This is a genomic window from Enterobacter sp. PL_is514 (assembly GCF_055816715.1).
Genome location: NZ_JBVPGN010000036.1, coordinates 135,320 through 157,955, shown reverse-complemented (window position 1 = coordinate 157,955; position 22,636 = coordinate 135,320). Strand labels below are relative to the sequence as shown.

Here is a 22,636-nt window from a genome sequence, read left to right as displayed (position 1 = left end):
GGCCTGATGCCCTCACCCCGGCCCTCTCCCACAGGGAGAGGGAGAAAACATTAAAAACGGCAACTTTCGTTGCCGTTTTGCTTTTATTTCTGGCAGTGCGGGCACCAGTAAAAGGGTCTCGAAGAGAGCATAATCTTGTCGATAATCCCGCCGCATCGCTCGCACATTTTCCCCTCCCGATGAAACACCTTGAACCGGAACAGCGCCCCGTGATGCTTGTTCTCATCCACCACGCCGCGCGTGTTGTACGACAGCCGCGGAATATCCAGCAGCGCGTGGGATAACGCCTCCAGCTGTTCATCATTCAGCTGAGACGCTTTATGCTGCGGTGCCATCCCCACTTCCCACAGAATTTCCACACGCAGATAGTTACCTAGCCCTGCCAGGAACGCCTGATCGAGCAATAACCCGGAAAATTGCCGGTTGCGGAATTTGGGGGATAACAAGCGGGTTTTAACATCGCTCGCCGTCAGGCGCATGTCCAGCACGTCCGGCCCGACCCGCTGCAGAAACGGGTGCGTCAGCAGCTGCTCCGGCGTTAACATTTCGATATCCGACGCGCTGTAAAGCAGGATCGCTTTATCCGCCGTTTGCAGCCTGACGCGCAGCACGCGGGTGGTTTGCGGCTGCTCGTCCGCCTCCACCACGCGCCAGACGCCGTAAAGCTGGTTATGGCTATATAACGTCAGGTTATGGGAAAAATGCGTGAGCAACGCTTTGCCGCGCGTTTCAATATGGGTCACCGTCTGCCCCACCAGCTGTGATTCAAACGGTTTTAGCTGAGGAAAAGCAAACCAGACATGCGTCAACGGTTTGCCCTTTATCGCCGCCTCCAGGCTATCCGCCGCGCGGCGGATCTCCGGACCTTCTGGCATGTTATTGTCCTTTCATGATTATTCTGCGCTGACCAGAATGCCCTCTTCAGAGAACGCCGCCCGCAAGCGGCGCGCGAACTGGAGCGCATGCTCGCCGTCGCCGTGTAAACATACCGTATCAGCCTGAACGTTTGCCTGTGTGCCATCCACGGCGGTCACCCGCCCGGCGCGCACCATCTCCAGCGTCTGCGCCAGCGCTTTAGCTTCGTCGGTAATCAGCGCCCCGGCCTGTGTACGTGGAACCAGGCTGCCGTCCGGCAGGTATCCCCGGTCGGCAAACACTTCCTGACGGGTGGTCAGGCCCAGCCGCTGTCCGGCACGAATAAGCTCGCTACCCGCAAGGCCTACCAGAATCAGCTGCGGATTACAGTCCCGCACCGCGCGGGCAATCGCCTCCGCCAGCGCCGGAGCTTTTGCCGCCTGGTTGTAGAGCATACCGTGCGGCTTCACGTGGCGCAGCACGCCGTTCTCAGCGCGCACCAGCGCCTCCAGCGCGCCGATCTGGTAGAGCACCTGAGCGTAGACCGTCTCCGGCGGCAGATCCATCGCCGTGCGGCCAAAGTTTTCCCGGTCAGGGAAGCTCGGATGAGCGCCAATCGCGACGCCGTTTTTGATGGCATTACGCACGCTCTCCAGCATGGTTTGCGCATCGCCCGCGTGAAAGCCACAGGCGATGTTGACCGAGGTGACCAGCGTCATCAGCGCCGCATCGGCGCTGCTGCCCTCGCCCAGATCGGCATTCAAATCAATCTTTACCATCAAGCCTCCACGCCAGCTGTTCGAGATAACGCTGCTGATCCTGCCGCGCCTTCAGCGCCTCTTCCAGTGAACACTGCACGAAGTGAATCGGCTGCCCGAGAGGAATTTGTGCCAGATGGTAGCGATCGGCTTCAATGATGCAGGCAATTCGCGGGTAACCGCCGGTCGTCTGCGCGTCGTTCATTAACACGATCGGTTGCCCGTTGCCTGGAACCTGAATAACCCCAGGCAGTAAACCGTGGGAGAGCAGTTCCCGGTCAGTCGTGCGGGTCAGCGGCTGCCCCTGCAGGCGGTAGCCCATGCGGTTACTCTGCGGGCTAAGCTTCCACGGCGAGCGCCAGAAGGACTCTTTGGAAGCCTCGTCAAACTCATGATATTCCGGCCCCGGTAAGGCGCGGATCTGGTTTCCCCACAGCAGCTGTTTTACGCCCTGCGCGGTCGAGAAATGGCGTGCCGAGGGCTTGATTGCCAGCCGGTCGCCGTCGCGCAGCAAACGTCCTTCATGACCGCCGATCCCGGCTTTCTGATCGGTGCTGGATGAGCCCAGCACCTCAGGCACGTCGATGCCGCCCGCCACCGCGAGATAGCTACGCACACCGTGCAAAGGACGCTTTAAGGTCAGACGCTGTCCGGCTTTCGCCCGCAGCCGCCAGCCGGTCCAGACCGCTTTGCCATCCAGCGTCGCATCACACCCCGCGCCGGTTAAGGCAAACCAGGTCTCCTGACTAAACTCAATGACGCACTGGCCGAGCGTAATTTCGAGCGCGGCCGTATTGCCGGGGTTGCCCACCAGCACGTTAGCAATCTCCAGCGCAGGCCTGTCCAGCGCGCCACAATAGCTCACGCCAGACTGGCGCATACCAAAGCGGCCCGCATCCTGTACGGAGGTATAAAGCCCGGCGCGAATAAGCGTTAACATACCCCCTCCTTCTGCGGGATAAAGCGAAGGGTATCGCCGGGACGCAGGAGTATTGGCGTCTCCAGCCCCGGGTCAAATAACGGTGTGGCGGTATGCCCAATAAGCTGCCAGCCGCCGGGCGATGTCAGCGGATAAACGCCGGTCTGCTCGCCGCCGATAGCCACCGTCCCCGCCGGTACGCTCAGGCGCGGTTCGGCACGACGTGGCGTATGCAGCTGAGGGGCTAATCCCCCCAGATACGGGAATCCGGGCTGAAACCCCAGGAACCAGACCACGTAGTCAACCGAGCTGTGCAGCTCAACAACCTGCTTTGCTGTTAAACCACAGTGGTCCGCCACCACGTCGAGATCCGGTCCCCCCGTGCCGCCATACACGACCGGGATCTTGATGGCACGCGATTCCGGCTCCAGCGCCTCACTCTCTTCCCACCAGCGCTGCAAACGTTCGATGGCATCCAGCGCCAGCGTATGCGGGCTACGCAGCACCACCGTGATGTTATTCATCCCCGGAATGGCTTCAACCACTTCCGGCAGATCGACCAGACGCTGGGTTAGCCGCCAGATACGTTTTTGCGTGGCAAGGGTCACCGGCGGCTCGAGCTCCAGAACCACTGCCGTTTCTCCCAGAAGATAACAACGCGCTCGCTGCACTCAGGCACCTCTCATCAGGCCGGGTTAGGGATATCAATAAAGGTCACATCCAGATCTGTGTTTTCCGTCAGCCACTCGCTGAGGGCGCGAATGCCGCCGCGCTCGGTGGCATGATGGCCTGCCGCGTAAAAATGCAGCCCCTGCTCACGCGCCGAATGAATAGTCTGCTCGGACACCTCGCCGGTGATAAAAGCATCGACGCCAAAACGCGCGGCGCTGTCGATAAAGCCCTGCCCGCCACCGGTACACCAGGCCACACGCTTCACCGTATCCGGGCCGGTATCACCGCTCCATAGCGGACGACGCCCCAGGCGCGCTTCAATCCACGAGGCCAGCTCCAGCCCCGGAACCGGCATCGCCAGTTCGCCCCACGGCACCAGCGGCTCAATCTCGCCCATCACGGTAATGCCCAGTAGCTGCGCCAGCTGGACGTTGTTGCCGAGCTCCGGGTGCGCATCCAGCGGCAGGTGGTAACCGTACAGGTTAATGTCATTTGCCAGCAGCGTTTTCAGGCGGTTGCGCTTCATGCCGCGAATAATCGGCGATTCGTTTTTCCAGAAGTAACCGTGATGGACAATCACCGCATCAGCGTTCTGACGGACCGCCTCGTCCAGCAGCGCCTGGCTTGCCGTGACGCCGGTGATAATTTTTTGCACCGTTTCACGTCCTTCGACCTGGAGCCCGTTCGGGCCGTAATCGCTGAAGGAGGCACTATTCAGTTTTTCGTTAATCAGGCGTTCCAGTTCGCTGTTTTTCATCATCACTCTCTTATGCTTTGCGGGCCGCTTCGTACGCAGCCAGCGTGGCGACACGCGCCTGTTTATGATCGACAATCGGACGGGGATAATTCAGTTTTACACGCTGTTTATCCGCCCATGCCCACGGTTCGTGGATCGCTTTAGCCGGTATCTCTTTAAGTTCAGGGACCCAGCGGCGGATAAACTCGCCGTCCTCATCAAATTTTTGTCCCTGAGTGGTTGGATTAAAAATCCGGAAATAGGGAGCCGCATCGGTGCCCGTTGAGGCTGCCCACTGCCAGCCGCCGTTATTCGCGGCAAGATCGCCATCGATCAGCTGAGAGATAAAATAGCGCTCTCCGATGCGCCAGTCGATAAGCAGATCCTTCACCAGAAAGCTGGCGGTGATCATTCGCAGGCGGTTGTGCATCCACCCCGTCTCATTGAGCTGACGCATCGCGGCATCGACTATCGGATAGCCCGTCAGCCCTTTTTGCCAGGCCTGTAAAAGTGCCTCGTCGTGCTGCCATTTTACGTTGTCGGTCCAGGGAATGAACGGACGATGCTTACAGAGATCGGGATGATACGTCATCAGATGGCGATAAAACTCACGCCAGATCAGTTCATTCAGCCAGACGGACCCAGCGCCGCCCTCCAGCGCCTGCGGCTGCTCCGCCAGCAGACGATGTAAACACTGGCGAGGAGAGATCGCGCCCAGCGCCAGACAGGCCGACAGGCGGCTGGTGCCCTCGATGGCGGGAAAATCCCGACGCGCGTCGTAGTTGGCCGCATCCTGTTTGCAGAACTGGCGCAGTTGGGCGATGGCCGCTTTCTCATCGGCGGGGAACAGCGCTTTATCAAACGGCTGCTGAGGATAATCGAACGTCAGTTCAGGCAGGTCCTTTATGGCTTCGCCCCTCGCGGCAGGCGCAGCAACGCACTCCGGCAACGCCTCTTTCAGACGTTTGATAAAGGCATTTTTAAACGGTGTGAAAACTTTATACATCTCACTGTTGCCGGTCATCACGCTGCCCGGCGCCAGCATCACGCTGTCATCAAATCCTTCACAGACCACATCCTGCAGCTCCTTCTCCAGCTGACGGTCGCGCTGCTGCTCGTTGAATTCGTACTGATAGTTGTAAAAAAGATGCGTAACGTTGTGCTGCTTACAGGTCTCCTGCACCGTCCGCAGCTGTGCGGCAAAATCACTCACCTCTTTATAGAGAAGCGGTATGCCTTTTCCAGCAAGCGAATGCTGCAGTTCGGCCAGATACGCACGCAGCAAGGCCGCCTGGCGTGGCGCCATATCATGCTGCCGCCACTGCCCGGGCGTAGCCACAAACAGAGCCAGTACGTTAGCGTCTTTGGCGCGGCAGGCCGCCGCGAGGGCGATATTGTCATGTACGCGCAGATCCGCGCGAAACCAAACCAGATGGGTGGGCATAAAACTCCAGGCTATTGTCCATTATGTCCGTAAGGGCATGCTGTAAAAGGAAAAAGCATGCATTGAACTACTTTGCCATGAAGTGTAGACGGGATGAAATAAAAAAGGCCGTGCGAGATGGCGGAAAGGGACGCTGCATAGTAGTTGGCCCTGGCGTAAAACGTAATCCACCGAAAAGGTTTTTAAGAATATATTTAGGGAGTTGCAGTTTGATTACTTAAGGACCCGAGATATTCTTTTAAGCCTCTGACGAGGGCTTGAAAACCACCCAACGGACCGCGAATCCCGAGGGACAAAAAAACCGCCACATTACTGTTGGCGGTTTTTTTATTGCTGTGTGTAGTCTTAGTAGAAGTCGCAGGTCGCTTTCTCGGCCTGATCCATCCATACCGGCTTCTCGCTGGTTTTTGCCCAGACGCGGTGCAGATAGCTATAAAAACGTGCACGATCTTTCCAGAACAGCATCACCGGCAGAGCCAGCACGCCAGCCACTACGGCGAAAGCGCGGCGCATGAACACGATATGAGCCGGATACTCTTTATAAAGATCCATATTTTTCTCCCCTATAGTTGGCCGGAAACGTCATCCGGAAAATTCAAAATCTGTGACCTGGCTAAAATAATATCGCTTTGTTTGTAATTTTACTACTCATCCGACCACTTATTTTCGTCCGTTTAGCAAAAATTTACACTCACACCGTAATTTAGTTACAAAAAAGTTAACGATTTACTTACCAATAGTTAAATTGTGGGCTTTGCCATTTTTATACTTTTTTTACACCCGCCCTTCTCATTTTTGCGAAATCTTTGCGCCATAAATCCTACCGTTAGCACAACAACAAAAGTCACCCGGAGGTGGATTGTGAGTGCAGGTCTTATTGCCGGCATCGTGCTGGTGTTCCTGTTATTGGGTTATCTGGTTTATGCCCTGATTAATGCGGAGGCATTCTGATGGCTGCTCAGGCGTTTTTGCTTATTGCCAGTTTCTTAGTGGTGTTGTTCGTCCTGGCAAGGCCGCTGGGCTCGGGGCTGGCACGGCTAATCAATAACGTTCCCCTGCCCGGCACGGGAAGCGTTGAAAAAGGGATCTGGCGCGTACTGGGAATAGACGATCGGGAAATGAACTGGCGTGACTATCTGATCGCCATTCTGCTGCTGAATATCGTTGGTCTCATTGCGCTTTTTGCCATGCTGATGTTGCAGGGCATTCTGCCGCTGAATCCGCAACAGTTACCGGGCCTGTCCTGGCATCTTGCGCTGAACACGGCTGTCAGTTTTGTCACCAACACCAACTGGCAGTCCTATTCCGGTGAAACCACGCTCAGCTACTTCAGCCAGATGGTCGGGTTAACCGTGCAGAACTTCCTCTCTGCCGCGAGCGGTATTGCGGTGATCTTCGCGCTGACGCGTGCGTTTGCGCGCCAGAAAGTGAGCACGCTGGGTAACGCGTGGGTGGATCTGACGCGCATTACGCTGTGGATCCTGCTGCCGATTGCGCTGCTGATCGCGCTGTTCTTTATTCAGCAGGGCACCCTGCAAAACCTGATGCCTTACACGCCTTATACCTCGCTGGAAGGCGCAAAACAGCTCCTGCCGATGGGGCCGGTGGCGTCGCAGGAAGCCATCAAAATGCTCGGGACGAACGGCGGGGGCTTCTTCAACGCCAACTCCTCGCATCCGTTTGAAAACCCTACCGCTCTGACCAATTTTGTGCAGATGCTGGCGATTTTCCTGATCCCCGCCGCGCTCTGCTTTGCCTTTGGAGACGTAGTCAACGATCGCCGTCAGGGGCGCACCCTGCTCTGGACCATGTCGCTTATCTTCGTGGTCTGTGTTGCGCTGGTGATGTGGGCCGAATGGCAGGGTAATCCGCACTTCCTGACACTGGGTGCCGACAGCGCAATCAACATGGAAGGTAAAGAGAGCCGCTTTGGCATTCTTGCCAGCAGCCTGTATGCGGTGGTCACCACGGCTGCCTCGTGCGGGGCGGTCAACGCCATGCACGATTCCTTTACGGCGCTGGGTGGCATGATCCCGATGTGGCTGATGCAGATTGGCGAGGTGGTGTTTGGCGGCGTAGGCTCTGGTCTGTACGGCATGCTGCTGTTCGTGCTGCTGGCGGTGTTTATTGCCGGTCTGATGATTGGCCGCACCCCGGAATATCTGGGTAAAAAAATCGACGTCCGCGAGATGAAATTAACCGCGCTGGCGATTCTGGTCACCCCGGCGCTTGTGCTGCTCGGCACCGCGCTGGCCCTGATGACCGAGGCCGGACGCAGCGGCATCTTTAACCCTGGCATTCACGGTTTTAGTGAAGTGCTGTATGCCGTCTCCTCTGCCGCCAACAACAACGGCAGCGCCTTTGCAGGCTTAAGCGCCAACTCACCGTTCTGGAACTGCCTGCTGGCGTTCTGCATGTTCGTGGGTCGCTTCGGGATCATCGTGCCGGTTATGGCGATAGCCGGATCGCTGGTGAACAAAAAAATCCAACCGACCACCACCGGGACGTTACCGACCCACGGCGCGCTGTTTATCGGCCTGCTGACGGGCACCGTGTTACTGGTCGGCGCCCTGACCTTTATCCCCGCCCTCGCGTTAGGCCCGGTCGCGGAATACCTCTCTTTACGCTGATTTTGCGGAGAAATTGTCATGAGTCGTAAACAACTGGCCCTGTTCGAACCGTCATTAGTTCGTCAGGCGCTCATGGATGCGGTGAAAAAGCTGAGCCCGCGCGTGCAGTGGCACAACCCGGTGATGTTTATTGTCTGGGCGGGAAGCGTCCTGACCACCGGCCTGGCGATTGCCATGGGAACGGGCCACATGCCGGGGAATGCGATGTTTACCGGTGCCATCAGCCTGTGGCTGTGGTTTACCGTGCTGTTCGCCAATTTTGCGGAAGCGCTGGCGGAAGGCCGGAGTAAAGCCCAGGCCAACAGCCTGAAAGGGGTGAAAAAAACCGCCTTCGCGCGCAAGCTACGTGAACCGAAATACGGCGCGCAGATGGACCACGTTCCGGCGGATGAACTGCGTAAAGGCGATGTGGTGCTGGTGGAAGCCGGTGACATCATCCCTTGCGACGGCGAAGTCATTGAAGGGGGAGCATCGGTGGATGAAAGCGCCATCACCGGCGAATCCGCGCCGGTGATCCGTGAGTCCGGCGGCGATTTCGCCTCCGTGACGGGCGGGACGCGCATTCTTTCCGACTGGCTGGTGATACAGTGCAGCGTTAACCCGGGTGAAACCTTCCTCGACCGGATGATCGCCATGGTGGAAGGCGCCCAGCGCCGTAAAACGCCGAACGAGATTGCCCTGACCATCCTGCTGGTGGCCCTGACCATCGTCTTCCTGCTGGCAACCGCGACGCTGTGGCCATTCTCTGCCTATGGCGGTACCGCGGTCACCGTCACGGTACTGGTGGCGCTGCTGGTTTGTCTGATCCCAACCACCATTGGCGGCCTGCTGTCGGCCATCGGCGTGGCCGGCATGAGCCGTATGCTCGGTGCCAACGTTATCGCCACCAGCGGGCGTGCGGTGGAAGCCGCCGGTGACGTGGACGTCTTGCTGCTGGATAAAACCGGGACCATCACCCTCGGCAACCGTCAGGCGTCAGATTTCTTACCCGCCCCGGGCGTGGATGAAAAAACGCTGGCAGATGCCGCGCAGCTCTCATCCCTTGCCGATGAAACCCCGGAAGGCCGCAGTATCGTGATCCTCGCCAAGCAGCGCTTTAACCTGCGCCAGCGCGACGTTCAGAGCCTGCACGCCACGTTCGTGCCCTTCACGGCGCAAACCCGCATGAGCGGCATTAACATTCAGGATCGCATGATCCGTAAAGGCTCGGTTGACGCCATCCGCCGCCACATCGAGGCTAACAACGGTCACTTCCCGCCGGAAGTGGACAGCCTGGTCGAAAGCGTGGCCCGTCAGGGGGCGACGCCGCTGGTGGTGGCCGAAGGGGCCCATGTGCTGGGGGTAATTGCGCTGAAGGATATCGTCAAAGGCGGCATCAAGGAGCGCTTTGCCCAGCTGCGTAAGATGGGGATCAAAACGGTAATGATCACCGGGGATAACCGTCTTACCGCCGCGGCGATTGCCGCCGAAGCGGGCGTGGATGATTTCCTTTCCGAAGCCACACCGGAAGCCAAGCTGGCACTGATTCGTCAGTATCAGGCGGAAGGCCGTCTGGTGGCGATGACGGGTGACGGGACCAACGATGCCCCTGCCCTGGCGCAGGCCGACGTGGCGGTGGCAATGAACTCCGGTACCCAGGCGGCAAAAGAGGCGGGCAATATGGTCGACCTCGACTCTAACCCGACCAAGCTGATCGAAGTGGTACACATCGGCAAGCAGATGCTGATGACGCGCGGGTCGCTGACCACGTTCAGTATCGCCAACGACGTGGCGAAGTATTTCGCCATCATTCCGGCCGCGTTTGCCGCGACCTATCCGCAGTTAAACGCCCTGAACGTGATGCACCTGCACTCTCCGGCCTCGGCCATTCTGAGCGCAGTCATCTTTAACGCCCTGATTATTGTCTTCCTGATCCCGCTGGCGCTGAAGGGCGTGAGCTACAAGCCGCTCACGGCGGCCGCCATGCTGCGCCGTAACCTGTGGATTTACGGCCTGGGCGGGCTGGTGGTGCCCTTCGTCGGTATCAAGGTTATCGACCTGCTGTTGACGCTGTTCGGCCTGGTTTAAAAGGTGAATCAAATGACCATGTTACGCCCCGCTATACTTCTGTTTATTCTGCTGTCTCTCATTACCGGCGGGCTGTACCCGCTGGTGACCACCGCGCTGGGCCAGTGGTGGTTTAAGGATCAGGCTAACGGCTCGCTGATACTGCAAAACGGTGAAAACCGCGGTTCTCACCTGATTGGTCAGAACTTTACGGATGCCCGCTACTTCCAGGGACGCCCTTCCGCCACTGCCGAAAGCCCGTATAATCCGATGGCATCCGGCGGCAGCAACCTGGCGGGCAGCAACCCGGAGCTGGACAAAGCCGTCGCTGAGCGCGTGGCAGCCCTGCGCGCCGCGAATCCACAGGCCAGCCGTGACGTTCCCGTGGAGCTGGTGACCGCCTCGGCCAGCGGGCTGGACTACAGCCTGACGCCGGCAGCCGTGGCATGGCAGATCCCGCGCGTCGCCGCCGCCCGCCAGCTGACCGTCGAACAGGTGAGCCAGCTGGTTGCAGAGCACACGCAAAAGCCGCTGGTCAGCTTCATCGGCATGCCCGTGGTAAATATTGTTGAGCTGAATCTGGCGCTGGACGCGCTAAGGAAAAACTAAATGACCGACGAGCCCATGCGCCCGGATCCGGACAGGCTGCTTGAACAGACGGCTGAAGCCCATCGTGGCAAACTGAAAATTTTCTTCGGCGCCTGCGCGGGCGTCGGGAAAACCTTCGCCATGCTGACGGAAGCCCAGCGGCTTCGGGCGCAGGGGCTCGATATTTTGATCGGCGTGGTTGAAACCCACGGACGTAAAGAGACGGCATCGCTGCTGAAGGGGCTGGCTACCCAGCCGCCCCGCCGCATCAGCCATCGCGGTCGGTTAGTCACCGAATTCGATCTCGATGCCGCCCTAGCCCGCCGTCCCGCCCTTATCCTGATGGACGAACTGGCGCACAGCAATGCGCCTGGCTCACGCCACCCAAAACGCTGGCAGGATGTTGAAGAGCTACTTGAAGCCGGCATCGATGTGTTCACCACGGTTAACGTTCAGCATCTTGAAAGTCTGAACGACGTGGTCAGCGGCGTGACCGGCATTCAGGTGCGCGAGACGGTGCCCGACCCCTTCTTTGATTCCGCGGACGAGGTGGTGCTGGTCGACCTGCCCCCCGATGATTTGCGCCAGCGCCTGCACGAAGGCAAAGTGTATATCGCCGGCCAGGCCGAGCGCGCCATCGAACATTTCTTCCGTAAAGGCAACCTGATAGCCCTGCGCGAGCTGGCCCTGCGCCGAACCGCCGACCGGGTGGACGATCAGATGCGCGCCTGGCGCGACCTGCAGGGTCAGGAACGCGTCTGGCACACGCGGGATGCTATCCTGCTGTGCGTCGGCCACGGCAGCGGCAACGAAAAACTTGTCCGCACCGCCGCGCGCCTGGCGGCCAAATTTGGCAGCGTCTGGCATGCAGTGTATGTCGAAACGCCGCAGCTGCACGCGCTGCCCGAAAACCAGCGTCGCGCGATCCTGAGTTCGCTGCGCCTGGCACAGGAGCTGGGTGCCGAAACCGCGACGCTTTCCGATCCGCAGGAAGATAAAGCCATTCTGCGCTACGCGCGCGAGCACAACCTGGGGAAAATCGTCATTGGCCGTCGCCAGCATCGCCGCTGGTTTAGCCGCGAATCCTTTGCCGACAAGCTGGCTCGTCGTGCGCCGGATCTGGATCTGGTGATCGTGGCGCTGGATGACAAACCTACCCCCTTACCGAATCGCGCGCCGGACAGCCGCACCTTCAGCGATAAATGGCGCATTCAGCTTCGCGGCTGTCTTGTCGCCGTCGTGCTCTGCGCCCTGATTACCGTCATTGCCAGCCAGTGGCTGATTGCGTTTGATGCCGCCAACCTGGTGATGATCTACCTTCTTGGCGTGGTGGTGGTGGCGCTCTTTTACGGGCGCTGGCCGTCGGTACTGGCGACGGTTGTCAACGTCATCAGCTTCGATCTGTTCTTTATTGCTCCCCGCGGGACGCTCGCCGTCTCGGACGTGCAGTACATCCTTACCTTCGCCGTGATGCTCACCGTCGGGCTGGTGATCGGGAATCTGACGGCGGGCGTACGCTACCAGGCGCGCATCGCCCGCTATCGCGAACAGCGTACCCGCCATCTCTATGAGATGTCGAAATCGCTGGCGGTGGGCCGTACGCCGCTGGATATCGTGCAGACCAGCGAGCAGTTTATTCGCTCGACGTTTCATGCCAGCAACCTGATTTTACTCCCGGACGAACACGGTAAGCTGCGCCCGCTGACCTCGGCCACCGGCATGACGCCCTGGGACGAAGCCATCGCGCGCTGGAGCTTTGACAAAGGCTTACCGGCAGGCGCAGGCACCGACACCCTCCCCGGCGTGCCCTATCAAATTCTGCCGCTGCGCAGTGCCGATAAAAATCAGGGGCTGGTCATCGTAGAGCCTTCCAACCTGCGCCAGCTGATGATCCCCGAACAGCAGCGACTGCTGGAGACGTTCACGCTGCTGGTTGCCAGCGCGCTGGAACGACTGGCTCTCACCGCCAGCGAGGAACAGGCCCGTCTGGCGAGCGAGCGGGAAAGCATTCGTAACTCGCTGCTGGCGGCGCTCTCGCACGATCTGCGTACCCCGCTCACCGTCCTGTTTGGTCAGTCAGAAATCCTGACGCTGGACCTGGCGGCGGAAGGCTCTAAACACGCCCTTCAGGCCAGCGAGATCCGCCAGCATGTGCTGAATACCACGCGCCTGGTGAATAACCTGCTCGATATGGCGCGTATCCAGTCAGGCGGTTTTAACCTCAAAAAAGAGTGGCTCACGCTGGAAGAGGTGGTGGGCAGCGCCCTGAAAATGCTCGAACCCGGCCTGGGTGGGCGACATATCGCGCTGAACATGCCCGAGCCTCTGACGTTAATTCACGTCGACGGTCCGCTGTTTGAGCGGGTGCTGATCAACCTGCTGGAGAACGCCGGCAAATATGCGGGCTCCAGCGCCCGGATTGGGGTGGATGCGACGGTGGACGATGGTACGCTTCGTCTTGACGTCTGGGATACTGGCCCCGGCATCCCAGCCGGGCAGGAGCTGGCTATTTTCGAAAAATTCGCACGCGGCAATAAGGAGTCGGCCATTCCAGGCGTCGGGCTGGGGCTGGCGATTTGCCAGGCGATCATTGACGTCCATGGCGGGACCATTTCCGCAGAGAATCGTCCGGAAGGCGGCGCGCGGTTTTGTGTTACACTTCCTCTGGAAACCCCGCCAGAACTTAATGAATTACCAGAGGATTTGTGATCAACGTTCTGATTGTTGAAGATGAGATCGCCATTAGCCGTTTTCTGCGCGCTGCGCTGGAAGGAGACGGTCTGCGCGTTCATGATGCGGGTACGCTTCAGCGGGGTTTAATTGAAGCCGCTACCCGCAAGCCGGACCTGGTGATCCTCGATCTTGGCCTACCGGACGGTGACGGCATCGATTTTATCCGGGAAGTCCGTCAGTGGAGCCAGATGCCGATCCTCGTGCTCTCCGCCCGTACTGAAGAGACGGATAAAATCGCGGCGCTGGATGCCGGGGCGGATGACTATCTGATTAAACCTTTTGGGATCGGCGAACTACAGGCCCGCCTTCGCGTGGCCCTGCGTCGCCACAGCGCAACCACGCCTGCTGACCCAACCTACACGTTTGGGGATATCCGGGTTGACCTGGCCGCGCGGCGCATTGTGCGCGGCGATGAGGAGATTCACCTCACGCCGATAGAATTTCGCCTGCTCGCCGTACTGCTCAACAACCACGGTAAGGTTCTCACCCAACGCCAGCTGTTAAGTCAGGTGTGGGGACCCAACGCTGTGGAACATAGTCATTATTTACGCATATATATGGGACATCTTCGTCAGAAACTCGAAGTCGACCCCGCTCGCCCTCGCCATCTATTAACTGAAACCGGTATCGGTTATCGGTTTATGCTTTGAATAACTATTCATTTTATTTCTAAATAAAACTAAATCCCTCAGAAAATATTTCACAAATAACCCATACGTTATTTTTACGGGTTATTTTTGCTCATTTAAAACATTGATAACACAACCCATTAACGCAGCATCAACAAATCAGAATTTTGATCTGCGATATTCATCTAAAACGAATATTTATTTCTGATTTGATCGATTATCGGTGATCTACCTCACGGTTAATCGCCTTTTCCTGGATAAAATGACCATGCTTTCAATTACTGAAAGGAAAATGAATCATGGAAAACAACAATCGCTTAATGCCCCATATAAGGCGGACAACACATATCATGATGTTTGCCCACCGAAACTGCTTTGACTTTCATCTCTTTAATGCCCGGTAGTCCTTCGACTTCTGGCGCACTCGCTTACAGGTCATCCTGAAACATCTTATTTTACAGGCTTTTGCCTGTGAACCCGTGCGCTCATTCATCTTGATTCAGACTCATCCGCACCGGGCGGACTGAATTTCAATCATCAAAAAAGCAATTCACTGATTTAAATCAGCGGCCACCCTTTGCTTTTTTTCCGGAAAATTATCGATTTCTTTCTTGCAAGAAATCGAGGGACGCTTATTACCTAAAATAAAGAGAGAAAGATGAAAAGTTTAAAAATCGCAGCCAGCCGTGCCTGTCCGGATTGCTTTACCACCCAGCGTGAACTGGTGGATGTCCGCGCTTCTGATTATATTGATGTTGCCGCCATTGTTCTGGCGGTAACGGATATTGCCAGCGGTATCCTGGACGAAATAGAAGCCACCGGTTTTGGCATTCCTGTTTTTGTCGCGACGCATAAAGAAGAGATCATTCCGGCAGACTATTTATCGCGCATTCATGGCGTATTTGAGTATTCAGACACCAGCAACGACTTTTATGGACGCCAGCTGGAAGCAGCGGCCCTGAAGTACGAAACCCAGCTGCGTCCGCCGTTTTTCCGCGCCCTGGTCGACTATGTGAAGCAGGGTAACAGCGCGTTTGACTGTCCTGGGCATCAGGGCGGTCAGTTCTTCCGCCGTCATCCTGCCGGTAATCAGTTTGTCGATTTCTTTGGTGAGACGCTTTTCCGCTCCGATCTGTGTAACGCCGACGTCGCAATGGGCGATCTGCTGATTCACGAGGGCGCGCCGTGCATTGCGCAGCAACATGCGGCGAAGGTCTTTAATGCCGATAAGACCTACTTCGTGCTGAACGGCACCTCGTCATCCAACAAAGTGGTGCTTAACGCCCTGCTTACCCCGGGCGACCTGGTGCTGTTCGACCGTAACAACCACAAATCTAACCATCACGGTGCCCTCCTCCAGGCTGGCGCAACGCCGGTCTATCTCGAAACCGCGCGTAACCCGTACGGCTTCATTGGTGGCATTGACGCCCACTGCTTTGAAGAAAGCTATCTGCGCGAGCTGGTAGCAGAGGTGGCGCCGGGCCGTGCACGCGATGCGCGTCCGTTCCGTCTGGCGGTGATCCAACTGGGTACCTACGATGGCACCATCTATAACGCCCGTCAGGTGGTGGATAAGATTGGGCACCTGTGTGATTACATCCTGTTTGACTCGGCCTGGGTGGGTTACGAGCAGTTTATTCCGATGATGGCCGACTGCTCGCCGCTGCTGCTGGAGCTGAACGAAAACGATCCGGGGATCCTGGTCACCCAGTCCGTGCATAAACAGCAGGCAGGCTTCTCCCAGACCTCGCAAATTCACAAGAAAGACAGCCACATCAAAGGCCAGCAGCGCTATGTCCCGCATAAGCGGCTGAATAATGCCTTTATGATGCACGCCTCCACCAGCCCGTTCTATCCGCTGTTCGCTGCGCTGGACATTAACGCCCGTATGCATGAAGGCCAGAGCGGCCGCAACATGTGGATGGACTGCGTGGTGAACGGTATCGAAGCGCGCAAGCTGATCCTGGAGAACTGCCAGTATCTGCGTCCCTTCGTGCCGGAGACGGTGGATGGTCGTCCGTGGGAAAGCTGGGACACGGCGGAGATTGCAACCGATCTGCGCTTCTTCCACTTCGTACCGGGTGAAAACTGGCACGCTTTTGAAGGCTACGCAGAGCATCAGTATTTTATCGACCCATGCAAGCTCCTGCTGACCACGCCGGGCATTAACGCCCGCACCGGGGAGTATGACGACTTCGGCGTGCCCGCCACTATCCTCGCCAACTTCCTGCGTGAAAACGGCATCGTGCCGGAAAAATGCGATCTCAACTCGATCCTGTTCCTGCTCACGCCTGCGGAAGATATGGGCAAACTGCAGCAGCTGGTGGCGCAGCTGGTGCGCTTCGAAAAACTGCTCGAGAGCGATGCTCCGCTGAAAGAGGTCCTGCCTTCTCTCTACAAACAGCATCCGGAACGTTACGCGGATTACACCCTGCGCCAGATCTGCCAGGAGATGCATGACCTGTACGCCCGCCACAACGTGAAACAGCTGCAGAAAGAGATGTTCCGCAAGTCTCACTTCCCACGCGTGATGATGAACCCGCAGGACGCGAACTACGCCTATCTGCGCGGTGAAGTTGAGCTGGTCTCCCTGCGCGACGCGGAAGGCCGCATCGCCGCCGAAGGCGCCCTTCCTTATCCGCCGGGGGTACTGTGTGTTGTCCCAGGGGAAGTCTGGGGCGGTTCCGTGCTGCGCTACTTTGCCGCCCTGGAAGAAGGCATCAACCTTCTTCCGGGCTTCGCGCCGGAGCTGCAGGGTGTGTACGTCGAGGAGTGTGAGGGCCGCAAACAGGTTCGCTGCAATGTCATCAAACAACCCACCGCTCAGCCCACGCTGCTGAAAGGAGAGAAATTATGAGTAAGTCCAATAAGATGGGCGTGGTGCAGCTGACCATCCTCACCATGGTGAACATGATGGGCTCCGGGATTATCATGCTGCCCACCAAGCTTGCAGAGGTGGGTACCATCTCTATCATCTCCTGGCTGGTGACGGCAGTCGGTTCAATGGCGCTGGCGTGGGCGTTCGCCAAGTGCGGGATGTTCAGCCGTAAGTCAGGCGGGATGGGGGGCTATGCCGAATACGCCTTTGGCAAGTCGGGCAACTTTATGGCCAACTACACCTACGGCGTGTCGCTGCTGATCGCCAACGTGGCGATTGCCATCTCCGCCGTAGGTTACGGTACGGAGCTGTTTGGCGCGACGCTCAGCCCGGTACAAATTGGGCTGGCGACCATCGGGGTTCTGTGGATCTGCACCGTAGCTAACTTTGGCGGCGCGCGTATCACCGGACAGCTCTCCAGCATCACCGTCTGGGGTGTGATTATCCCGGTTGTCGGCCTGTGCATCATCGGCTGGTTCTGGTTCAGCCCGACGCTGTACGCCAACTCCTGGAACCCGCACCATGTGCCGTTCTTTACCGCTGTGGGCTCTTCTATCGCTATGACGCTCTGGGCTTTCCTGGGGCTGGAATCCGCCTGCGCGAACGCGGAAGTGGTGGACAATCCTGAAAAGAACGTGCCGATTGCGGTCCTTGGCGGAACGCTGGGCGCGGCGGTGATCTATATCGTCTCGACTAACGTCATTGCGGGCATCGTACCGAATATGGATCTGGCTAACTCCACGGCGCCGTTCGGGCTGGCCTTCGCGCAGATGTTCACTCCGGAAGTCGGGAAAGTGATCATGGGTCTGATGGTGATGTCCTGCTGCGGTTCACTCCTTGGGTGGCAGTTCACCATCGCACAGGTGTTTAAATCCTCCGCTGATGAAGGTTACTTCCCAAAAATCTTCTCCCGCGTGACCAAAGCGGATGCGCCGGTGCAGGGCATGCTGGCGATTGTTATCTTCCAGAGCGGATTGTCGCTGATGACCATTAGCCCGTCGCTGAACAGCCAGTTCAACGTGCTGGTCAACCTGGCGGTCGTGACAAATATCATTCCGTATATTCTGTCGATGGCGGCGCTGGTGATTATTCAGAAAGTCGCGAAGGTGGATCCACGCAAGGCGCGTGCGGCGAATATCGTGGCGCTGATTGGCGCGATTTACAGCTTCTACGCGCTCTACTCATCCGGTGAGGAAGCGATGCTGTATGGCGCGATGGTGACCTTTATGGGCTGGACGCTGTACGGTCTGGTGTCACCACGGTTTGAATTGAAGAATAAGCACAGTTAGGTAAAAGCAAAACGGCAACCCAAGGGTTGCCGTTTTTATTGTTTTCTCCCTCTCCCTGTGGGAGAGGGCCGGGGTGAGGGCATCAGCCCGGCACACAAACCGCACTTACGCGTTTTTCAGCACTTCGCTGACAATCTCTACCGCTTCTTTCTCAATCTGCTGACGGTGCTCAGCGCCGAGGAAGCTTTCGCAATAGATTTTATACGCATCTTCCGTACCGGATGGACGCGCGGCGAACCAGCCGTTTTCGGTCATCACTTTCAGCCCACCAATGGAGGCACCGTTGCCCGGTGCCGCCGTCAGACGCGCGGTGATCGGGTCACCTGCCAGGGTGCTTGCGCTGACCATCTCCGGAGAGAGTTTGGACAGGGCCGCTTTCTGAGCTGACGTCGCGCTAGCCTGAATACGGTTATAGCTTGGTGCACCAAAGCGTGCCGCCAGATCATTGTAATGTTCCTGCGGGTTTTTACCGGTGACCGCGGTGATCTCCGCCGCCAGCAGGCACATGATGATGCCGTCTTTATCGGTTGACCATGGCGTGCCGTCGAAACGCAGGAAAGAGGCCCCCGCGCTCTCTTCTCCACCGAAACCAAAGCTGCCGTCGTGCAGACCGTCAACGAACCATTTGAAGCCCACCGGCACTTCCACCAGCTTGCGGCCCAGCGCCTCGACCACCCGGTCGATCATCGCCGAGGAAACCAGCGTTTTACCGACGGCCACCTCTTTGCCCCACTGCGGACGGTGCTGGAACAGGTAGTTAATCGCAACCGCCAGATAGTGGTTCGGGTTCATCAGCCCGGCAGGGGTGACGATACCGTGACGGTCATAATCCGGGTCGTTAGCAAACGCCAGATCGAATTTATCACGCAGCGCCAGCAGGCCCGCCATTGCGCACTCGGAAGAGCAGTCCATACGGATCGCGCCGTCTTTATCCAGGTGCATAAAACGGAAGGTCTGATCGACGTGATCGTTCACGATGGTCAGATCCAGCTTGTAGTGCTCGGCGATACGCTTCCAGTATTCGATACCAGAGCCGCCCAACGGATCCACGCCCAGCTTCAGGCCGGCTTTCTGAATGGCCGCCATATCGACGATATCCGCCAGCCCTTCCACGAACGGCTGAACCAGATCCTGCTCTTTTACGTGGCCGGACGCCATGGCCGCATCCAGAGAAATGCGCTTCACGCCTTTCAGGCCGTCAGCCAGCAAGGCGTTCGCACGATCTTCGACCACTTTGGTGACGTTGGTGTCCGCCGGGCCACCGTTAGGCGGGTTGTATTTGATGCCACCGTCTTCCGGCGGGTTGTGGGATGGCGTGATAACGATACCGTCAGCCAGCGCGCCACCTTTTTTGTTGTGTACCAGGATGGCGTTAGAGACCGCAGGCGTTGGGGTGAAGCCATTGTTCTCCTGAACAATGACATCGACGCCGTTTGCAGCCAGCACTTCCACAACAGAGATGAACGCCGGTTCAGACAGGGCATGGGTATCTTTCCCCACGTAGCACGGACCGGTAACGCCGTTTTTAGCGCGCTCTTCCGCAATGGCCTGAGCAATGGCCAGAATGTGCGGTTCGTTAAAGCTGTGGCGCGCCGCGCTGCCGCGGTGACCAGATGTACCAAACTTCACTGCGTGTTCTGCGTTGCCCACGACCGGCTTCAGCACGTAATACTGCGCGGTCAGCTGAGCGACGTTAATCAAATCGCTTTGTTGTGCAGGTTGGCCTGCACGGCTGTGATTTGCCATTACCGGGTCCTTCTGATGCAAGGGTTAAATTGTACCGCAAACCTTTTCAATCAATTCCGCCGGGAACTGCATGGACTGCATGATGTGTTCAATCATGCTGCACTTGCGGCCCGTATTGGTATTGGTTATCACCCAGTATGGGGTGCCAGGAACATGTTTGGGTTTGGTTTGATTGCCATTTTGCAGCAGCGTCTGCTCGTCGCCCGCGAAATAGACGCGAGTACGACCGTGCAGCGACTCGGTCGCTTCAGCAAACGCTTTGTTATCCAGTGAATAAAGTGTAGACAGCACCAGCATAAAGCGGTTAACCGCCTTTTTCTGTTCCGCGTATTCATCGGAGAGCAGCAGCTCGCGCATCGCGCGCACTTTATCTTTTGCCGGCGTCACGGCAGGTTTTGCTTGTGCAACAACGCTCGGCTGAGACACGACATCTTTGGTGACTGGGGTAGCAGGCTGTGAAGCGGCGGAAATTTTAAGCATGCGCCGTAAAATGTCGGACGCGCTCTCCCCGATATGCCGCGTCTGGCTGGCAATATACTGATAGAGTTCGTCATCAACTTCGATTGTTTTCATCTTAATCCAGTGCGATATCTTATCTGAATACAAGTCATTGGGATTATAAGGTCAAATCCCAACAGCGGATAGCGTCAAACCAGGTTGGCGGCAAAAGTCAGATTAAACTGGAACCTTGCAGCCGGGCGGCAGAATGGTCAACATGATACCCTAACCTGACATACGTAAAAAAAGAACTTTGCCATGAAATTGAATACCCGAGCGCAAACTGCACAATCGCCGAACAATAATTCTCCCATCGTACTGGTTCACGGGCTTTTTGGCAGCCTGGATAACCTGGGCGTGCTGGCACGCGATCTGGTTACCGACCACGATATTTTACAGGTCGATATGCGCAATCACGGTCTTTCCGGGCGTTCCGACGAGATGACCTACGCGGCGATGGCGCAGGATCTGCTGGATACGCTGGACGCACATAGCCTGCAGAAGGTAACGCTGATCGGGCATTCAATGGGTGGTAAAGCGGTGATGGCCCTGACGGCACTGGCCCCGGACCGTATTAGCGGCCTGGTGGTAATTGACGTCGCGCCCGTGGATTATGACGTCCGTCGTCACGACGAGATTTTTGCCGCCATTAATGCGGTCACAGAAGCGGGTGTCGCGACACGCCAACAGGCGGCTGCCGTCATGCGTGAGCATCTTGATGAAGAAGGCGTCGTGCAGTTCCTGCTGAAGTCGTTTGTTGACGGGCAATGGCGTTTTAACGTGCCGGTGCTCTGGGACCAGTACAACAACATCGTGGGCTGGAAAACCGTCCCCGCCTGGCCGCACCCTACCCTCTTTATTCGCGGCGGAAACTCACCTTACGTAACCGACGCGTACCGCGACACGCTGCTGGCCCAATTCCCGCAGGCTCGCGCCCACGTTATTGCCGGTGCCGGGCACTGGGTGCATGCGGAAAAACCTGACGCCGTGCTGCGCGCCATTCGCCGCTATCTTGCTGATACTGCAAATTGATTAAAAAGAGAGCGACTGGAAGGCTGCAGGCGTCCAGTCGTTGGCGTGCCGTTTTTGGTGATGTATGATGGCGCGCTTATCGCCCGGGCATTAGCAGGGCGGCGTGTTTCCCCCGAAGTCTCAGAATCATGGCCAAAGAACAAACGGACCGTACGACACTAGATCTGTTCGCGAATGAGCGTCGCCCGGGACGACCCAAGACGAATCCGCTTTCGCGCGATGAACAGCTGCGTATCAATAAACGCAACCAGCTTAAACGCGATAAAAATCGTGGGCTTAAGCGTGTCGAACTGAAGCTTAACGCCGACGCCGTCGATGCGCTGAACGAGCTGGCCGACGCGCGAAATATCAGCCGCAGTGAACTCATTGAAGAGATGTTGATCGCGCAGCTTGAAACGTTACGCGGCCAGGCATAAGTCTGAAAATCCCCTTTATCGCCCTTTTCATGTAGCACAGAGTGCAGTCCTGCGCGATAGCTGTTTCCGCAGGGTTGCCAGTTCTGCTATTATTGCCCTTATCCGTGGCCGAATTGCGCCACCATACTATTAAGTTTCAAGAGGTTATTTTACTCATGGCAATCATCGGCATTTTCTTTGGCAGTGATACCGGCAATACCGAAAATATCGCAAAAAACATTCAAAAACAGCTCGGTAAAGACGTTGCTGATGTGCATGACATCGCCAAGAGCAGCAAAGAAGATCTGGAAGGCTATGACATTTTGCTGCTGGGTATCCCAACCTGGTACTACGGTGAAGCCCAGTGCGACTGGGATGATTTCTTCCCGACGCTGGAAGAAGTCGACTTCAACGGTAAGCTGGTCGCCCTGTTTGGCTGTGGCGATCAGGAAGACTACGCCGAATACTTCTGTGACGCGCTGGGCACCATCCGCGACATCATTGAGCCGAATGGCGCGGTTATTGTAGGCCACTGGCCGACCGCCGGTTACCACTTCGAAGCGTCTAAAGGCCTGGCCGATGACGATCACTTCGTGGGTCTGGCCATCGACGAAGACCGTCAGCCAGAACTGACCGCCGAGCGTGTTGAGAAGTGGGTGAAGCAGATCCGTGAAGAACTGCACCTGGACGATATTCTGAACGCCTGATTATTTCGCGGCGCAACTGCGGTTGCGCCCATGCCCCAGGTCAAACCGATTAAATTAATCGCTACAATCTTTTAACTTTTT

Annotated in this window: 21 protein-coding genes; 12 read left to right on the top strand and 9 right to left on the bottom strand. The window is 57.3% G+C overall.

What is annotated here, in order from left to right; genetic code table 11:
- Positions 1-83: 83 nt before the first annotated feature.
- The 7 genes from nei to AC0TNG_RS21045 form a co-directional block, all read right to left on the bottom strand.
- Positions 84-875: an endonuclease VIII gene (gene nei / locus AC0TNG_RS21075; protein WP_473713063.1), complete on the bottom strand. Its 792-nt coding sequence runs from the start codon at positions 873-875 to the stop codon at positions 84-86.
- 18 nt (positions 876-893) lie between these two features.
- The gene (gene pxpA, locus AC0TNG_RS21070; RefSeq protein ID WP_473713062.1) at positions 894-1,634 is read right to left on the bottom strand and encodes a 5-oxoprolinase subunit PxpA; all 741 of its coding nucleotides are present in this window, start codon (positions 1,632-1,634) and stop codon (positions 894-896) included.
- Positions 1,621-2,553, bottom strand: a complete 933-nt coding sequence (gene pxpC, locus AC0TNG_RS21065; RefSeq protein ID WP_024908804.1) for a 5-oxoprolinase subunit PxpC — start codon at positions 2,551-2,553, stop codon at positions 1,621-1,623. Before pxpC ends, pxpA begins: the two co-directional genes overlap by 14 nt.
- Positions 2,547-3,203 (bottom strand): 5-oxoprolinase subunit PxpB, encoded by a 657-nt coding sequence (gene pxpB / locus AC0TNG_RS21060; RefSeq protein ID WP_473713061.1) that lies wholly within the window; start codon positions 3,201-3,203, stop codon positions 2,547-2,549. Before pxpB ends, pxpC begins: the two co-directional genes overlap by 7 nt.
- A gap of 14 nt (positions 3,204-3,217) precedes the next feature.
- The gene (locus AC0TNG_RS21055; protein ID WP_024908806.1) at positions 3,218-3,961 is read right to left on the bottom strand and encodes a type 2 GTP cyclohydrolase I; all 744 of its coding nucleotides are present in this window, start codon (positions 3,959-3,961) and stop codon (positions 3,218-3,220) included.
- Between the two features lie 10 nt (positions 3,962-3,971).
- Positions 3,972-5,384: a deoxyribodipyrimidine photo-lyase gene (gene phrB / locus AC0TNG_RS21050; RefSeq protein WP_473713060.1), complete on the bottom strand. Its 1,413-nt coding sequence runs from the start codon at positions 5,382-5,384 to the stop codon at positions 3,972-3,974.
- A gap of 345 nt (positions 5,385-5,729) precedes the next feature.
- Positions 5,730-5,936, bottom strand: a complete 207-nt coding sequence (locus tag AC0TNG_RS21045; RefSeq protein WP_013097552.1) for a YbfA family protein — start codon at positions 5,934-5,936, stop codon at positions 5,730-5,732.
- Between the two features lie 309 nt (positions 5,937-6,245).
- Here AC0TNG_RS21045 and kdpF point away from each other — a divergent pair, with 309 nt between their 5' ends.
- The 9 genes from kdpF to potE all read left to right on the top strand — a co-directional run bounded on the left by kdpF (position 6,246) and on the right by potE (position 18,177).
- Entirely contained in the window at positions 6,246-6,335 is a 90-nt protein-coding gene (gene kdpF, locus AC0TNG_RS21040) for a K(+)-transporting ATPase subunit F (RefSeq protein ID WP_014069365.1), read from the top strand.
- On the top strand, positions 6,335-8,014 hold the full coding sequence (gene kdpA, locus AC0TNG_RS21035; protein WP_090417779.1) for a potassium-transporting ATPase subunit KdpA: 1,680 nt from the start codon (positions 6,335-6,337) through the stop codon (positions 8,012-8,014). The genes kdpF and kdpA overlap by 1 nt, the downstream gene beginning before the upstream one ends.
- A gap of 18 nt (positions 8,015-8,032) precedes the next feature.
- Positions 8,033-10,081, top strand: coding sequence for a potassium-transporting ATPase subunit KdpB (gene kdpB / locus AC0TNG_RS21030; RefSeq protein WP_024908809.1), 2,049 nt, complete (start codon positions 8,033-8,035; stop codon positions 10,079-10,081).
- A gap of 12 nt (positions 10,082-10,093) precedes the next feature.
- Positions 10,094-10,669: a potassium-transporting ATPase subunit KdpC gene (gene kdpC, locus AC0TNG_RS21025; protein WP_473713059.1), complete on the top strand. Its 576-nt coding sequence runs from the start codon at positions 10,094-10,096 to the stop codon at positions 10,667-10,669.
- Positions 10,670-13,357: a two-component system sensor histidine kinase KdpD gene (kdpD, locus tag AC0TNG_RS21020; RefSeq protein ID WP_032649527.1), complete on the top strand. Its 2,688-nt coding sequence runs from the start codon at positions 10,670-10,672 to the stop codon at positions 13,355-13,357.
- Entirely contained in the window at positions 13,354-14,031 is a 678-nt protein-coding gene (gene kdpE, locus AC0TNG_RS21015; RefSeq protein WP_024908812.1) for a two-component system response regulator KdpE, read from the top strand. The genes kdpD and kdpE overlap by 4 nt, the downstream gene beginning before the upstream one ends.
- A gap of 278 nt (positions 14,032-14,309) precedes the next feature.
- Positions 14,310-14,414, top strand: coding sequence for a leader peptide SpeFL (speFL, locus tag AC0TNG_RS21010; protein ID WP_003858645.1), 105 nt, complete (start codon positions 14,310-14,312; stop codon positions 14,412-14,414).
- 254 nt (positions 14,415-14,668) lie between these two features.
- Positions 14,669-16,867 carry an ornithine decarboxylase SpeF gene (gene speF / locus AC0TNG_RS21005; RefSeq protein WP_417927094.1) on the top strand — a complete coding sequence of 733 codons (2,199 nt, stop codon included), beginning with the start codon at positions 14,669-14,671 and terminating at the stop codon, positions 16,865-16,867.
- Positions 16,864-18,177 (top strand): putrescine-ornithine antiporter, encoded by a 1,314-nt coding sequence (gene potE, locus AC0TNG_RS21000; RefSeq protein ID WP_248163596.1) that lies wholly within the window; start codon positions 16,864-16,866, stop codon positions 18,175-18,177. Before speF ends, potE begins: the two co-directional genes overlap by 4 nt.
- 105 nt (positions 18,178-18,282) lie before the next feature.
- Here the strand turns inward: potE and pgm are convergent, their stop codons facing one another.
- Positions 18,283-19,923, bottom strand: coding sequence for a phosphoglucomutase (alpha-D-glucose-1,6-bisphosphate-dependent) (gene pgm, locus AC0TNG_RS20995; RefSeq protein ID WP_032649535.1), 1,641 nt, complete (start codon positions 19,921-19,923; stop codon positions 18,283-18,285).
- Between the two features lie 24 nt (positions 19,924-19,947).
- Complete coding sequence (gene seqA / locus AC0TNG_RS20990; RefSeq protein ID WP_008501070.1) at positions 19,948-20,496, bottom strand: replication initiation negative regulator SeqA; 549 nt, start codon at positions 20,494-20,496, stop codon at positions 19,948-19,950.
- 183 nt (positions 20,497-20,679) lie between these two features.
- Between seqA and ybfF the strand changes: the two genes are divergently transcribed.
- The 3 genes from ybfF to fldA all read left to right on the top strand — a co-directional run bounded on the left by ybfF (position 20,680) and on the right by fldA (position 22,555).
- A complete protein-coding gene (gene ybfF, locus AC0TNG_RS20985; RefSeq protein WP_024908815.1) occupies positions 20,680-21,453 on the top strand; it encodes an esterase in 774 nt (257 codons plus the stop codon).
- 128 nt (positions 21,454-21,581) lie between these two features.
- Positions 21,582-21,869 (top strand): LexA regulated protein, encoded by a 288-nt coding sequence (ybfE, locus tag AC0TNG_RS20980; RefSeq protein ID WP_024908816.1) that lies wholly within the window; start codon positions 21,582-21,584, stop codon positions 21,867-21,869.
- A gap of 155 nt (positions 21,870-22,024) precedes the next feature.
- Complete coding sequence (gene fldA, locus AC0TNG_RS20975) at positions 22,025-22,555, top strand: flavodoxin FldA (protein ID WP_008501067.1); 531 nt, start codon at positions 22,025-22,027, stop codon at positions 22,553-22,555.
- Positions 22,556-22,636 lie beyond the last annotated feature (81 nt).